Annotated in this window: 9 protein-coding genes (1 of these 9 cut by a window edge); all 9 read right to left on the bottom strand. The window is 53.7% G+C overall.

Features of this window, described 5'->3' with window-relative positions:
* Position 1: 1 nt before the first annotated feature.
* On the bottom strand, positions 2-1,093 hold the full coding sequence (locus tag A5320_RS19510; protein WP_068069203.1) for an efflux RND transporter periplasmic adaptor subunit: 1,092 nt from the start codon (positions 1,091-1,093) through the stop codon (positions 2-4).
* A 13-nt stretch (positions 1,094-1,106) separates the two neighbouring features.
* Positions 1,107-4,286 carry a hypothetical protein gene (locus A5320_RS19505; RefSeq protein WP_157606117.1) on the bottom strand — a complete coding sequence of 1,060 codons (3,180 nt, stop codon included), beginning with the start codon at positions 4,284-4,286 and terminating at the stop codon, positions 1,107-1,109.
* A gap of 288 nt (positions 4,287-4,574) precedes the next feature.
* Complete coding sequence (locus tag A5320_RS19500; RefSeq protein ID WP_068069201.1) at positions 4,575-5,489, bottom strand: ABC transporter ATP-binding protein; 915 nt, start codon at positions 5,487-5,489, stop codon at positions 4,575-4,577.
* A gap of 85 nt (positions 5,490-5,574) precedes the next feature.
* A complete protein-coding gene (locus A5320_RS19495) occupies positions 5,575-6,237 on the bottom strand; it encodes a CmcI family methyltransferase (protein WP_068069195.1) in 663 nt (220 codons plus the stop codon).
* A 38-nt stretch (positions 6,238-6,275) separates the two neighbouring features.
* Positions 6,276-7,286 carry a TauD/TfdA family dioxygenase gene (locus A5320_RS19490; protein ID WP_082971921.1) on the bottom strand — a complete coding sequence of 337 codons (1,011 nt, stop codon included), beginning with the start codon at positions 7,284-7,286 and terminating at the stop codon, positions 6,276-6,278.
* A 125-nt stretch (positions 7,287-7,411) separates the two neighbouring features.
* Positions 7,412-7,972 carry an adenylyltransferase/cytidyltransferase family protein gene (locus A5320_RS19485; protein WP_082971920.1) on the bottom strand — a complete coding sequence of 187 codons (561 nt, stop codon included), beginning with the start codon at positions 7,970-7,972 and terminating at the stop codon, positions 7,412-7,414.
* Positions 7,973-7,994: 22 nt separating this feature from the next.
* Positions 7,995-8,861 (bottom strand): hypothetical protein, encoded by an 867-nt coding sequence (locus A5320_RS19480; RefSeq protein ID WP_068069186.1) that lies wholly within the window; start codon positions 8,859-8,861, stop codon positions 7,995-7,997.
* 3 nt (positions 8,862-8,864) lie between these two features.
* Entirely contained in the window at positions 8,865-13,769 is a 4,905-nt protein-coding gene (locus A5320_RS19475) for a non-ribosomal peptide synthetase (protein ID WP_068069183.1), read from the bottom strand.
* On the bottom strand, positions 13,766-16,044 hold the end of the coding sequence (locus A5320_RS19470; protein WP_068069181.1) for a non-ribosomal peptide synthetase. It continues 7,597 nt past the right edge of the window; only the last 2,279 of its 9,876 coding nucleotides appear in the window; its start codon lies off the right edge, out of view; its stop codon occupies positions 13,766-13,768. The genes A5320_RS19475 and A5320_RS19470 overlap by 4 nt, the downstream gene beginning before the upstream one ends.

The following is a 16,044-nucleotide window of genomic DNA, read 5'->3' as shown; positions in this document are numbered from 1 at the left end:
ATCACAGCAACCTCGTCCTGTTAACCGAAATACGTACGGGCATCTTGTCGGTCAGCGTTTCAAGACCAAGCACCACCACTTGTTCGCCATTGCCAACCCCCCGCGTCACTTCCACCATATTGTCGCTGCGCAGGCCCAGTTCCACATAACGCTGCTCCACACGTTGGCCGTTCAGCACAAACACCACTTCCCTGCCGCCTCTGCGGGTCACTGCCTGTTGCGGTACAACAGGCACATTTTCGCGTCGGTTCGCGACAATGGCGACTTCCACAAACATGCCGGGTTTCAACAAATGATCGGGATTTTTGACCGCAATTTCCGCTTTTAATGCTCTGGATTGCTGATCGATAGTCGGATGCAGCCGCTGCACCGTTCCTTGAAAATTCTGATTCTTCCAGGCGTAGTATTTGACGTTGACACTAAAACCCGGTGAAACACGGGCAATATCCTTACCCACCAAATCGACATCAGCGACCACAGTATCCAGCGAAGCGACTTCCGCTATCAATTGCCCAGGTTCAACCAGTTGGCCATTAGCCATCGGCAAGCCCTGGTCACGACCAAGCCGCAGAATGACACCATCTATCGGTGAACTGATTTTGCTGCGGTTCTCACGGAAAATAGAAGTTTCCAGCTCCAGCTTGACTGTTTCATATTCCGATTTGGTCTGCTCCAATGTCGTGGCCGAGCTCAGTTCCTCGGCAAACAATGCCCGAATCGCATCCAGTTTGACCTTCGCTTCCTGTAACTTTTGTTCGGCAAGTTGGCGTTTCAGTGCTATACGGATCTCTTCACCGGTGATATTGGCTATAACTTCCCCGGCGGCAACATTGTCACCTTCCGCATAACGGCCGTGCGGCCCTTTGGCAATATGCAAAAGCCCGCCGTTCAGTACTGTCAGTCTGATGATTTCTACGGCCCGTACCGTGCCAGTTGCAATTACATGTTCTTCAATCGTTTGCAACTTGACATCGGCGACCGTTACCGGTGCCTTAAACTCAACCCCAGGCTGCGCCGCTTCTTGCTTACATCCGAACAATATTAATGAACTCAATAACATGGCTGCCAGTAGCCGTAGTTTTGACAACACCACGAATTTATCTCCCTTATTTGGCGTCCGTCGTCGCAGCTTGTGCCTGCACAAGCTGCGGGTCTTTGCCATGTAATGCCATCGCATCAAAAATCATCAGCTCGCCGCTGGTTTTATCTGACAGCATGATTTCCACCTCACCTTTGGGCAGCGCAAACTCGCCAACAGCATTCCAGCCAAAAGCAGCATTATTACCATCGAAAGTCAGTGGAATACGTTGGCCAGCCGCAACCAGCTCCAGTGACAAAGCACCCAGCTTTTTCTGTCGAACAGGCGCCACATCCGGAATGTGAATTTCCAACCGCCATTGCCCTGCCTGCGGCAAATTCGCTTTTAGCACCGCAGTGCTATGACCCTGCCCGGCGGCAACGTAGATTAAAGTCCGGCGGTATTTCCCCCAGGCACTGTCCAAAGTGCGCCGACTCCACTGTCTGGCATCCCAATTGACCGAAACCGGCAAGCCGTTATCGATATTGATGCCGCGTTTCAGATCAGCACCGTCCCCGGCCAAACGCATGCCGACGGCCTGACTATTGCTATTGCTGACTTCGGCGGACAGGTCATCCATCACAATCCGCAATGCATCATGATGAACCGGCTTAGTGGCCCGGACGCCGCTAAAGGCCACAATCTCAGCTGTTTTCACCTGCTCCGGAGAGAAACGCGCGACAAGGTACTGCTGGCGGTTCAGCGCAACATAAGGCGTCAAATAAACTTCCAGCGGCAATTGTGACAGCGTCAGTCCATATTCGACGCTGCTGCCGGCCGGCACATAAAAAGGCTCGGATAGCACGGGCTCTTTATCGTCTTCCGTTTTCCAAGCCAGACGGGCATAACCCGCTGTTGTTTCTTCGTTATTGATGGTCAAACTCAATTGATAGCGATCATCGCCGTGGTTGCCACCCGGCAGCTTGAACAACGTAACATCGCGGGAAGTAAAACCGGCTAAGCCTTTGTCCAGATACCAACGTTCAACCAAACCAGCAAGATTGGCATCAAATACCCGCACAGCTGCGCTCAATGCCTGACGGTCGTAAGTGCCGGCGCTCTGACGTTGCAGAACTTCTGCTACGACTAGCCCCGCTTTTCGTGGCCCCAGCACCTGATAAATGATCTGCGCCATCCCCCCCGCTTTCAAAGCCAGCAGATCCGCCGTCAAACCAGGTTCAGCAGCGCCGTTCAACTGGTTCAACGGCTGGCGCAAGACTGCATCCCAGACAAACTGATCGGTGCCAAAAGAGTCGATCATTCGTTGGCTGACAGTAGTACCGCGGGTCGGATCAGTATCCATCGTATTGGCCATCAACCGGAACACGTCATTCAAACGTGCAGGAAAAAAATAATCCTGCTGCTCCGATACCAGCAAAGTCGTTAGCTGATGCATGGTGTAATCAAGCGCTGCAGCATCGTTGCCAGTGGCAGCCAGCCGGTGCTGGAAAACGGAACGGGCAAAACCGGCAAACAAATTGCCGCCAAGAAAATCATTGCGGAAAAATTCATGTAGCCGCTTGACCACTATCAGGCCGACACCATCTTTCAGGTCTTTTTGCGGCCAGCCGCGTCCAAGCGAAACCACAGAATCAAAATCAAAGCGAGCCGATGGAAAAGCTGATTCTTTCATCAGCACCATGGCTGGCGGAGCCAAAGCACTGTCATTGCGCCATCCGCCGCGATAACCGCGCAGCCCGTTGGGCACTTCCACCAGTGAAAATGCTGAGAACGGATAACGCAACCCTGACTCTTGCAGCAAAGATAGCCGCGATGCTATCCACTGCTCAATCTGCGGCTGGCCTGCTGCCAATACGCTGATATTGCCAGTATGCTCAGGATGCAGCAGCAATTCGAATTCAATGCCATCAATACTGGTGCGATAAGCTTTGAATGGCGCAGCCATCAGCGCAACTTCTGCCACTTCGGTCGCTGTGGTGTAGCGAAAGTGGTCGGCAGCTACTTCCGTACGTTTACCCGGTCCTGCCGTCAGCCATCCAGCTGGTACAGTCACATCCAGCGCCAGTTTAAAATGATCCCGGCGTTGATCCGCCATCTCAACGCCACTAAGCGGCAACCAGAAATTACCAGGCATCAGCGCCACATAACCCGGGTCAAACAAACCGTTTTCTATCCCAAGCATAAAGGCCACCGCTTGCTCTGACCCAGGCGAACGCGGATTTAGATAGCTGTCCAGATAACCGAACTGCGCATCCGGCCGGCCGTGGTAGACCAGTTGCAGTGTCAGCGTCTGCCCCGGCTCCAGTTGTTGCGGCAGTTGAAACAGCAGCAGGCCATTGCTGAAACTGTACTGCAGCGCCAAGCCTTCTTCAGTGGCCAATTTGTCTATCACCAGTGCCGGGTTCAAGGTAAAAATGGCTTGCTGCAATGGTTGCGTCTGTGGCGTCTGCACCGTCAGCTGCAACTCTGCATACAGCGCATCCCCCGGCCTGATGTCGAGCCGGCCCTTCAGCTGCACCAGATCCGGTGCCGGTTGCGACTGCATCGCCTGGTGAGCTGCCAGCCAGTCAGCGGTTTTTTCCAGCACCGCCTGCCGCCCCCAGAACACTGTGATTAACAATGCAACAGCTGCCGCAAGCCCGGCCAGCGCCGTCCACACCATCGCAGAGGCCCTGCCGCTGTCCAGCCTCGGGTGCAATCTGGCAGACAGAAGCAGAAAGCCCAGCGCAAACAACAATAGCGCCAGCCTTTGAACATAACCATAACCGTCATAAACCACGGCGCTCAGCCAGTCCGAACTCAGCGTGGCCTGAAAGCTTCCCACCAAATCGAGCGCTGCTTTCAACGGATAAGAAAAGCTTCCCAACGACAACGCATAGATTCCAAACAGTAATACCAACGCAACAGCCAGTGCGACAATGCGCTGTCTGATCAGCATCGATATCAACATCACCAAAGCACAGCTGAAAGCCATTGCCGGCAGAGCATTAAAAAAGGGAAAACTGAACAGGGCCAGAGGTTCTATCGGCTGACCGAAAGCAGAACCGCTCACAGCCAGCGCCCAGGCCACTAGCTGCACCAGGCAGGCCAATATCAGCAGAGGCAGCCAGGCAACCTGCAGCATGCCGACAAAACGCCCCAGTATCAGCTCAAGATTGCTGTAACAACGGGCATCCAACACTTCGTGGATCCGCTCGCGTTCATCTCTTGCACGCACGTCAGCGGCAAAAAACACGAGACCAGTCATAAAAATCAATAAAAACCAGTTGCCGCTGTCTGCAAAGTTGAAACGGGGAGACACAATGCTCAAACTGGCGGAAACTGATGAACCAAAGGTATACCAGACGGTTTTGACAAAAACGAGGCCCAAAGCTATTACATAAGAAAGCGTCACAAAAGACCAGTAGCGGCTAGTCCTGGTCGTCAGGCGCCGCTCACACAGGGCAAAAGCCCATACGTTATTGAAATTGATGCTCACGATGACTCCCTTTGCGCGAGAATAAGTTATCAGTTCATTGCGGTTCAGTTATGGTGCTTATGACTGCAGCACTGCCCGTTCTTTTTTCATGGCAAAAGCCAGGTACGCTTCTTCCAGCGTGATATCGCCGGCTACCACAGCCCCTGCTGGTGCATTCCCCTGCCTGACCACTCCGCGCAACACATCCGCAGCACCAAGACGGCTGCGGGAAACAATTTCGAACTGCTCGGTCAATGCCACTTCGCCGGCGGCATCACAAACCAGTTCAAACACTTCACCTGCCGCTGCAGCTATCAGGTCGGCCGGCGTACCGCGAAATTCAAGCTTTCCACGGTGGATCAGCGCCATATCGCTGCAGGCGGAGCCAAGATCTGAAACAATGTGAGTGGACAAAATGATCGCCCTATCGGCGGCAAGTTCGGTCATTAACTGCCTAAAACGCTGACGCTCTTCTGGATCAAGTCCTACCGTCGGTTCATCCATAATCAGAATTTTTGGGTCATGTACCAGCGCCTGCGCCACTCCGACCCGGCGCAACATACCGCCGGACAATTGTTTGATTTTGCGGCCGGCAACGCCGTCAAGGCCGACAGCTGCCAATACCCATTCGATACGCCGCTGCCGCTCGGCTTTGTGCTTGATGCCAGCCAGCATCGCCAGCGTATCTATCACCTCTGTAACAGTTTGACTCGGCCAGGCACCAAAATCCTGCGGCAAATATCCGATCAACTGCCGAACCTGATCTCTGTGCTGACGCAGATCGTAGTTGCAAATACTGACTTCTCCCGCAGTCGGCGACATCATAGTACAGAGGATACGGATCAGCGTCGATTTGCCTGCACCATTGGCACCTAGCAGCCCGAACACCCCCCGGCCTATAGTCAGATTGACATCGTTCAGCGCACATTGCTGAGCGTTATAACGATGCGTCAGATTTTTAATAACAATTAAACCTTCAGTCAGATGCTGCATAGCTACCGGCGGATCCTTGCTCAGCTGTTTGTTGAATTTGATACTATTACATTAAAATGCCGCACATATCAAATGACATCTTTAGTTACACTTTCTTAAAAATCGAGTTGATATTCCAACTATTGTTATAACCCCAGAGATCACAATAGTGGGTATCCACCAGGTAGCTTTTATCAACGATGAAGTGGCTCAGCATGTCATGTTTCCATATTGATAGCGTATCTTCGACCACCAAATAGTCACCAGGTCGCAGATAGTGGTCAAGCACCGTCAATACCCCGTCCGCATTTTCATGTGCATCTTCGATAACCAGCACCGGATGCGCCAGATTGTCAAACAGCGCCTGATGATCTGCTACAAACTGCTCTATCTGGTGATTGTCCAACTGGTGGAAGTGCAGGTTGTCGCAGGCTGGCAGCCGCACCCGGTCGGCGTTGATATCAAAGGTATGGATCTGACATGCAATACCGCACGCTGCCAGTTGATCTCTCATCCATAGGGCAGAACCCCCTTCGAAGGTGCCAAACTCCAGAATGGTTGCCGGCCTAAGCTCCTGCAACATCTGCTGATAGATAGACAGACTCATCGGGTCTTTCATCAGCGTCAGGCCCCGCCATTTGGTGTGGTGCCATTTGGTCAGCCTGACCTTGGCTAGAAACTCCGGCAGATAATCGGAATAATAGTTGTGAATCGCACTGACAAATTCACGCTCTGAGAAATCGACAAATCTTTGATTGCTGGCCGTCATAGTGATACTCCTCGTATTGTTGCAATATGCGTCTGCATTCAGACTGCAGAGACCACAGCTTTCAGCTCCGGGGCTTGGCTGCTCATCGGCGTCGCCATACCAACCAGGATCCGCCGATTGCCGCTAAACGGATGGCGGCCGTGAGCAAACAGCATATTGTCCAACAGCAGCAGGTCCCCATCCTGCCATTGGAATGCCACTTCATGCCGGCGATAAACCTGCCGGATGATATCCAGTGACTGATCATCTATCTCTTCACCATCTGCAAAATAGACGTTGCGTGGCAAATCCTCGGTTTTGAATGTATCCAGCAAACTGTGGCGATGCTGCTCCGGCATACTTGAGATATGGAACAGATGGGCCTGATTGAACCAGACGGCCTCACCGCTACGTGGATGTAGATAGGAAACGCCAGCCCGTTGTTTGGTCCTTAGCCCATTCTGGCCTATCCACTGAAACTCAATGTCGCTGTTGTGGCAATACTGTTCCACTTCACTGCGGTCTGTCGTTTGAAATACTTCGGTCCACGGCAGGTCGATGTCGCCATAATTCCGCACATACAACAAGCCTTTTCGTTCAAAACGGTCACGGATATCCGCCGGAATGTCGCGATAAATTTTACGGCTGTCACCGATAGGCGTAGCACCGCCGACTTCCGATGCCTTGACACAATAGAAGCCGATTTTCATTGCCCACTCGTTACAGTAGGCATTTTCATTATGCAGCAGGATAGTTTCATCTGCGTGATATTCACTGGAAGTGTAAATACGACCACGCATTTTGGTGCGGGGAGTCGAACGGAAGTTGTATTCCAGCAAAGAGTCGTCGAACAGCTTCGACATCACCTTTTCGAGTTTCTTACTGCCATGCGCCGGTAGTTGTCGAATCAGCAGAGCACCGTTCTGTTCCAGCAACTGCCGGGCGTGATCAGCATTATCATTGAGCCACTCGTCCAGTTGCTCAGGGTCAATCTCAACCGGCAGCATCATTCGCAGACCACCGACTTCGGCCAAATCAGCGACGTTAAATCCCATTAAATTGTTAGTCATTATTGTTATCCCCTGTTATTGTTTTGGCTTATTGCGACACCGCCGCCAGTTGCAGTCTCTGCTGCTGGCGTACAGCGTCAGCGCTGGTCGCACTATTGCAAAACGCAGACGGCAGCCAGCGTAAATCAATTGAGTTGCGCCAGATTATCCCCGAGCGAATCCACCAGTTCGGTCGAGCTGGTCAGCCGCTTCAAATGGCAATCAAGAAACTGCATGCCCAGTATGTTGCAACGGGCCAGCTTTTCCCGCCAGTACGGATCCGCTTCCGAATTCGTGATCAACACATCAGGACGGCAGCTTTCAAGCAGACTGTGCCAGCGCTGGTTGGCGAGCTCCAGATCAGACGGAATATCCTTGTCCCAGACGGTCACCAGGCTAACGCTCTCCAGCTCCGCAATCTGTTCTGAGCGGATCTGCTGATTGAACACCGGCCGGCCGCTCCCTTTGTTATTGCGGATCGAAGTATCGTTATCCAGCACGACGCACAGGCAGTCGACATACTTGCGGGCAAATCTGAAGACCTCGATGTGACCAATATGCAAAACGTCAAAACAGCCCCCAATGAAACCTACGCTGTGACTTCTGCGTTGAAAGGCGGACACCAGTTGCGGTAAGTCGGTCATTTGTACTATTTTGACCCTGCTCGTTTCTGACGAGAGATCTCTTAGGGTTTCATTTCTGTTCATGCCAGGAATTCCTCTGCTGGTTTTAGTCGGCCAATGTGATGCTCGACAGCATGGTAGTCAGGCTATCGTATAGGGACTGTACCCATTGCTGCGGATAAAGCTGCGGTTGTCCAATGTGCTGGTACAAAGCCTGGATCAGCCTGATCTGCACTTCATAACAACGTAAAGTGGCGCGTGCGACGGCGGCAAGATCAAACGGGCTCTCCCCCGGACGAAGCTGGGTATACAAATAATCTTCTATATCATCGGCCGCCAGCACCTGTTCCAGATGTTTCGAGCGGGCAAATGCCGATACGCCACAGAGCCAGTACATCAGTTGCATGACATTGGCGCGGGCAATCTCCAACTCCAGGATCGCTGAAGCCGGATTCTGGTTGAAAAACGGTGTCGAGGCGATACACAAGGCGCGCATCATTTCATGGCAGGATTTATGCACCATCTCCAGATTCAGTGGCACCTTGTTTGGCCATTTCTGGCCGCCAGTGGACGTCTCGGCGATAAAAGGCGACAGCAGATCAGGCTGGCGGCTGAACAGAATTTCCCAGTCGTAAACCCGCAACGCTGCCAGTTGCGATGTCTTATAAGCTTCGGCTTCAATCAAAATGCCGCTGCGGGTTGCCCGGCGAAACGGCGTCAATGAATAAGTTTCGCCCAACGGAGCAAAAAACAGCTCGCGCTGCGAATCCCATAACCGGTCAAATTCGCTGTCTTGCAGCGCAAAACGAATATCGATATCGGAACCGGCATTTTCCCGTAGCGGATTGGCCACACTGCCTTCAATCCAAATCAGATCAATGGCCGTGATAGTCTGCAATTCCCGCAGCCAGTGCTGCAGCAGCTCACGCTGACGCTGGGCCTTATAAATCCTTGACTGGTTGTTGTTTTCCATTTTTCATTCACCTGTATTTGTCAGTGTTTTATCGGCCGGCCAAGCCGGCAACTGCGCCAGCATCAACTGGTTTTCGGTTGCCAGCAAACCCAGCAACCTGTTGTAGAATGTCATCATCGACTCGATAGTCTGAGGTTCAAACAGATCCGCCAGATAGTAACAATCAATCAACAACGTATTGGGACAGGCGCAAAAACGCAGTGTCATTCCAATCTCCGCCAGACCGCCGACTGTGTGCTGCGGCTTAAAAGGCTTAACCGGTTCGTCGCGGTTCATAAAATCAATCCGAACCGTCTGAATCGCCGCCAGCGACAAATCCAAATCTGCCGCTACTTGCATCATCGGGTACACTTTGTGTTCACGTATCTGGTCCAACCTAGCGCTAATATGCTGACACAATTGGGCAAAATCAGCTTCTTCATCCACTTCGCTTAAAAACAGAATATCCTGGGCAAAGCAACCCACCATTTCGGTTAGGCTGTCATATATTCTGGTATCGCTGAACACAGAGACAAAAGACTTCTGCTGACCGGTCAGCCGGTACAGCAACGCACAGACACTTGCAATGGTCAGCACCGACAACATCACGCCCTGCTTGGCAGCCCGCTGCCGGAGCGCCCGGTACAAGCGTTCGTCCAGGCAAAACCGGTAGCCTTTGACATTGATAGGTTCAGTGTAAATAGAACGGGTTGCCGCAAAAGCAATACTGCTAAACTCCGGTATGCCAATCTGCTGCTGAACCCCCTGCACCTGCTCGGCAAAAGCTGCCCGGTAGGACAACATACGCGCCGGCTGATAATCGCAAAAATGCCGGATGGGATTCAGAGCAGCCAGGTTGTCATTGACCAAAGCGTGCCAGTAGGCGCGATGCCCGACAGCCGGTTCACCATGGATCTGGTCATGTTCCCACTCCGCATAGTCACGATAGCAAAGCCTGTTGGCAGGCAATGGTTGATAACGTCCCCACAACATCGACTCGTAGATCAGTTTCAGCTCTTTTTCAAGCACATTCATCGAGACCAAGTCAACGCAAACATGGTCTATCGTCAGCAGCAGAACTGCATAATAGTTGCTCATTTTGATCAATTTGAATGTGAAAAGCGGCAACACAGCAACATTGACAATCCGGTCAAATTCACCGGCTCGAATCTGCTCCATCGCCTGTTTCTTATCTGCCACCTGGCTCAGGTCCACCGTATTCTGCTCCAGCGCAAGGGCGGTTATCCGGTGGATTTTCTGCATGACACAACCGTCAACCAGCTGCAACGTGGTCGTCAGGATTTGATGGCGTTCAAGCAACGCCAGCAACGCTTTCTCTATCCGGTAGCTGCGGTGGACATCGGCTTCCCGGAAATGGATCAGGCGCTGAACAAAATGTGATTTGATCTGATAGGACTGTCTGATCTGACTGTTGACCCAAGCCTTTTTCTGCTCAGTCGACACTTGATAATAAGCTTTGGCTGCAACCGGTTCCAACGGATCAGCAAGCACGCCGGCTAGCGAATCAAGCCGCGCTGCCAGCGTGGCAACCACCGGATGCCTGACCACCTCTCCCAATGGAATTTCAAGGCGAAGATGCTGTTTCAACTGGCTAATCAATCGGGTTGCCAGCAAAGAATGACCACCCAGCGTAAAGAAGTTGTCATGCCGCCCAACCTGAGTCACACCAATTAATGCCGCATACAGCTGGCACAGCAAGCTTTCGTTGCGGCTTTGCGGCGGCTCATAGCTGCTGCCTGTTGCGGATAACATGCCAGGCAACGGCAACGCATTGCGATCTACTTTGCCATTGTGTGTCAAAGGTAGCCGAGCCATCACGACAACATATTCGGGCACCATATAACCTGGCAACAAAGCGCTGAGCCTGGCACGGCAATCGGCTGCTACTACTTGTTCATCTGGTGCTTCAGCCGGCTCGCCGGCCAGCACCAGATAGGCGACTAAAGCTGCCGCCTGATGAACCTGACGCACCACAACTATGGCTTCGCTGACCAGACCTGTCCCCAGCAAAACGGCAGCAATCTCATCCAGTTCAATCCGAAAGCCGCGAACCTTGACCTGATGGTCGCGCCGGCCGACGAATTGAACATCGCCATCCGGCAGATATCTGACGATATCGCCAGTGCGGTACAAACGGGCACCTGCCCTTGTCGAGAACGGATCCGGTACAAACCTGGCGGCACTGAGCGATCCTTTGCCAAGATAGCCTCTGGCCACCCCAGCGCCGCCGATATACAGCTCACCCAAGGCGCCGACCGGCTGTGGCGACATCGCCTCATTCAGGACATACAGCTGGGTCAAGCCCAACGGCCTGCCAATAGGTACACTGGCCTCGCTCCAGGCATTGCCCCGAAGGCAAACCGGGTAAACTGTCGCCCCGACCGTCGTTTCAGTCGGACCATATTCATTAAAAAACTGTGCGCCGGGCAACAGGTGCCCTGCCCACAACTCCAGCGTCTTCGGCGGTAACGGCTCACCTGCAACGACCAGTACATGGCGTGCACGCGGACTCGTGCCGACAACCCCTTTGCTTGCAACGGCCTCCAGATGGGATGGCGTCAGTTTGAACAGATACGCCGTCTCGTCATCCAACAGATAATCGCCGAGCAGATCGATGGCCAACGCCCCTTCCGGCAACAGTTCGGCATATTTTCCAGCAGCCAAAGCCACCCACAGGGAACCGACAGTCGCGTCAAAAACCAACGGTGTGCTAACCACTGCGCCAGCAATATGATCAGGCATAAAAGAAGCGATGGCGCTCAGCAGAAAATCACAGACATTGCCGTGGTCGACGGCAACGCCTTTGGGTTGGCCGGTCGAACCGGAGGTGTAGATTACATAGGCCAGATTGCGGGGATGCAACGGCAGATCAAGATTATGCGCCGGGCAAAGCGCAATAGCTTCCGCTACTGCGATGTTATCAAGACAAATCACCTGTGCAGCGCTACAAGCCAGTTGGCTGGCAGCAGCCTCACTGGTCAGTACCACTCTGGCCCCACTGTCGCGCAACATATAGTCGGTACGCGCTGCCGGGTTGGTTACATCCAGCGGTACATAAGCACCACCCGCCTTCAACACCGCCAACAGGCTGATGATAAGCGCAGCAGAACGCTGCTGGAACACGGCGACGACCACATCTGGGCCAACGCCCACCGAGCGCAGATAATGGGCCAGCCGGTTTGCCCTCCGGTTAAATTCGGCAAAACTCAGCTGTAGCCCATCGTCTACCAGCGCCAGTTGCTCAGCGCACAGCGCCGCCTGCTCTTCAATGAGCCGGTGGACCAGCAACCCTTGCGGGTAGCTGACCTTAGAAGGATTCCAGTCCCGCAGTATTTTTTGCTGCTCAGCAGCCGACAGCAGGGCAAAGCTATCCACCTGTCGGCCCGGTTCAGCCAGCATGGCTGCTAACAGCACCGCAAATCCCTGCGCCATCAATTGCATGCTGTCATCTTTAAACAAGGCAGTGTTATAAAGCCACGACAATGAGATAAATTCGCCCAACTCCACCACATCAAGCTTCATTTCGAATCTGCTGCTCAGTGGACGTACGACAAAGTCCTGCTGCGCCAGCATCGCACCAGCCAGGGCCGGATCGCGGATATCCCGTGCCGTATTCTGGACACCGAACAGCACCTGAATCAGTGCATTGTGGCTGAGATGACGTTCCGGGCTCAGCTGTTCAACCAGTTGCTCGAATGGCATTGCCTGGTGCTCGACAGCGGCCAGAATCATCGCCTTATTACGGTTGAGCAGCTGTAGAAAGTCGGGCTGCCCTGTCAGGTCGCTGCGCAGTACCAGCATATTCAGGAACAGACCTATCAGCCCTTCCACCTTGGCATCAGGCCGGCCGGAAACGGCGGCTCCCATCACAATATCCTGTTCACCGCTATAGCGGCTTAGCAGGAGTGCAAAAGCGGTTTGCATCAACATAAACAAGGTCACATCGTGGCTGGCACAGAACTCGCGGATGCGCTTGCTCAGCGCCTGTGGCAGCAACTGAGAAAAGGTATGGCCGGCAAAACTCTGCTGCGGCGGGCGGGCATAGTCCAGCGGCAACTGATGCAAAGGCGGCAAACCAGCCAGTTGCGCGCGCCAGTAGGTCAGATGCTTTTCCAGCACGCTGCCGCTGACATACTCCCGCTGCCAGGCCGCATAATCGCCATACTGCACCGGCAAAGCCGGTAGCGGCGCCTGTTGCTGCTGGCATAATGCCTGATATAGCTGTTTCAGCTCACGCTGGAAAATATCCATCGACCAGGCGTCCGCGGCAATGTGATGTATTACATAAAGTACCTGCTGGCGCTGCCCGGACAACTTGATCAGGTGCACCCGCAGCGGCAACTCGGTGCTGAGTACAAATACCCGGCCCGTTTCCGATTGAGTCAGTTGCTGCAACTGCCGTTGCTGGGCCGCGTGAGGCAAAGCGGAAAAATCATGTTCGGTCAAAGGCAACTGATATTGCTGCCGGATGTGCTGGCACAAAGGTTCGTCGGGATGAAGCGCTTCAACCGGATATGTAGTTCGCAGGATTTCGTGCCGCTCCAGCAAGGCTTGCAGCGCGGTGGCAAATAGCTGTGGCTGCCAGTCCGGCAGCCAAAAACTGCCCTGAGTGTTATACCCGGCACTGCCATTCCCCAGCCTGTCGATAAACCACAACCGCTGTTGCGCAAAAGACAATGGCAGCGCTGCACGGTCAGTTGCTGGCTTCAGCTCAGGTGCAGCATCGCTTTGCACCAGCAACTGCCGCTGTTGCAGATGAGCAATAATTGCCGCCTTATGCGCGGCAATCTGCGTTTTCAGCTCATCGCTGAGACTGCCTTTACGGGCCTGGTAGCCCAACTTGCCGTCCTTTAGGTAAAACAACACCCCTTTTCTGCGGGTCAATTCAAGTAGTACATCCACGCTCATAATAATGTCTCTTCAAAGTCATCCGAACCGTCATGCCAAATGCTCTGCTCAGGCTGTTGCACAATCAGGACCTGCGCTAATGCCGCTATTGTTTTGTATTGAAACAGCATGCTGAGCGATAATTCGACGGTAAAACGCTGACGAATGGCATTGAGCAGCCGGGTCGCCAGCAACGAATGTCCGCCAAGCATAAAAAAATCATCGTCCACCCCAACCTGCTCCAATTTCAGCAGTTGCTGCCACAGCAGACACAGCTCTGCTTCCACCGCATTGCGCGGGGCCACATAATGAGCTCTAACCAAATCCTGCTCATCCGGCAATGGCAATGCCGCACGATCCAGTTTGCCGTTGACCGTCAACGGCAATTGGCTGATGAACAGAAAAACCTTCGGCACCATATAATCAGGTAAACTGAGCGCCAGCTGCCTCAAGTAACCATCCCGCAGCGCGGTCTTGTACTGGTGCTGGCTATCCGACTGCTCCAGCTGCGACTGCAGCTCGGTATCAAGCACTACATATCCGACTAACTGCGGCTCCGCCAATCCGGCAGGAACCAGCACGGCGCAGTTTTTAACCCCGGCTTGAAGACAAAGCTGTTTCTCCACTTCGCCAGGTTCTATTCTAAAACCCCGTAGTTTGACCTGATGGTCGATCCGTCCGACAAACAACAGCGTGCCGTCCGGCAGATAGCGCACCAGATCGCCGGTGCGGTAAAGCCGTTGACCAGGCTGGCTGGCAAAAGGATCCGGCACGAAATGTTCCGCCGTCAACGCGGCCCGCCCCAGATAGCCGCGGGCCAGCTGCATACCGCCCACATAAAGCTCACCAGTCAAACCGACCGGCAACAGGTTGCCGTCCTGATCCAGGATGTAGCAACTCTGATTGGGCAATGCCGTGCCAATACTGACCTCGCCGGCACAATACAAGCCTGCGGTCGCACAAACAGTGGTTTCTGTCGGGCCATAAGCATTATAAAAGTTGCGGCCGATCGACCAGCGGGCGGCCAACGTCTCAGGCACAGCTTCACCGGCGACTATCAGGTCTGTAACCGGCAGTTGCTGCGGTTCAAGGTAATGCAGGACCGAAGGAGGTAAAGTCGCATGCGTGACCTGGTGACGACTGACCACTTCACGAAGTACTGCCGGTGATTTAGCATCGAGCGGTGGCAACAGACACAAAGCCGCACCGCTATAAAATGCCAGACAGATTTCGAAGATGGCCGCATCAAAGCCAATAGAAGCGAACTGCAGACAGCGGCTGTGCGGACCGACAGCAAAACGTTGTGCCTGTGCTGCCGCCAGATTGCCCAAACCACGGTGAGTCACGCCAACCCCTTTGGGGCTGCCGGTAGATCCTGAGGTATAAATCACATAACACAGATTGTCCGGTGACAGACCGACTGCAGACGGAGCCAGATCCTCAGTTGAATATTGACCCAGTGCAGCTTGGTGTATCGACTGGTCCAACGGCAGCACCCGATAATGACTGAGCAGTTCCAACGATTCAATCATACTCAGTTCCGACAAAATCAAACGGCAGCGGCTCTGTTCCAGCATATCTGCCAAACGAGTTGGCGGATAAGCCGGGTCCAACGGCAAATAGCAGGCGCCCGCCTTCAACACCGCCAATAAACCTATCAGCAGTTCGACTCCGCGTTCCAGACAGAGACCTACCTGGCAATCCGGGCCTATGCCCTGAGCCCGCAGATAATGGGCCACCTGATTAGCGCGGCTGTTCAGTTCGGCATAACTAAAGGCTGTACTGTCAGTCAGCACCGCAACAGCGGTCGGAGTGCTCCGGGCATATTGCTCCACCCAACCATGCAGATAACAGTTTGGCACCGCTGCAGAGACTGGTTGGTTCCACTGAGTCAGTTGTCGGCGTTGCTGGCTGGCAGACAGCACATTAACGCAGTACAACGCTGCTTCCGGCCGGCACAATGCCGCCTGCACCAGTGCTGCAATTGCAGCGACAAAGTGTTCCAGCAACTGGTCGGCACTAACCCGGTTATCGGTCTGCATATGCAGCGAAAAATCCTCCCGGTAGTGGTTGACCGACAGACTGAAGGGGTAACTGGTTCCTTCCCGTCCACCCAGTTTTTCAGCGTAGGACTGCCGCTCCGTTGCCTGCTGCTGCGGCGCTGGCTCCGCATGGCGATAGTTCAGCACTGCAGTAAACAACGGAACCTCAGTGGCCAAACCGCTGCACAGGTGAGCATGCGACAATGAAGCCTGCTCATAGTCGAGCAATTCTTGCAGCGCCAGATCAGTCTGGC

It is taken from the genome of Rheinheimera sp. SA_1, assembly GCF_001669775.1.
Lineage (GTDB): Bacteria > Pseudomonadota > Gammaproteobacteria > Enterobacterales > Alteromonadaceae > Pararheinheimera.
Note: the sequence above shows the minus strand (reverse complement) of the source record. Positions and strands in the feature narration are given on the sequence as shown.

Excerpts from the sequence above, each read along its gene's own strand:
- A5320_RS19505 (WP_157606117.1), bottom strand. The coding sequence starts at position 4,286 with ATGACTGGTCTCGTGTTTTTTGCCGCTGACGTGCGTGCAAGAGATGAA.
- A5320_RS19500 (WP_068069201.1), bottom strand. The coding sequence starts at position 5,489 with ATGCAGCATCTGACTGAAGGTTTAATTGTTATTAAAAATCTGACGCAT.
- A5320_RS19495 (WP_068069195.1), bottom strand. The coding sequence starts at position 6,237 with ATGACGGCCAGCAATCAAAGATTTGTCGATTTCTCAGAGCGTGAATTT.
- A5320_RS19490 (WP_082971921.1), bottom strand. The coding sequence starts at position 7,286 with ATGACTAACAATTTAATGGGATTTAACGTCGCTGATTTGGCCGAAGTC.
- A5320_RS19485 (WP_082971920.1), bottom strand. The coding sequence starts at position 7,972 with ATGAACAGAAATGAAACCCTAAGAGATCTCTCGTCAGAAACGAGCAGG.
- A5320_RS19480 (WP_068069186.1), bottom strand. The coding sequence starts at position 8,861 with ATGGAAAACAACAACCAGTCAAGGATTTATAAGGCCCAGCGTCAGCGT.
- A5320_RS19475 (WP_068069183.1), bottom strand. The coding sequence starts at position 13,769 with ATGAGCGTGGATGTACTACTTGAATTGACCCGCAGAAAAGGGGTGTTG.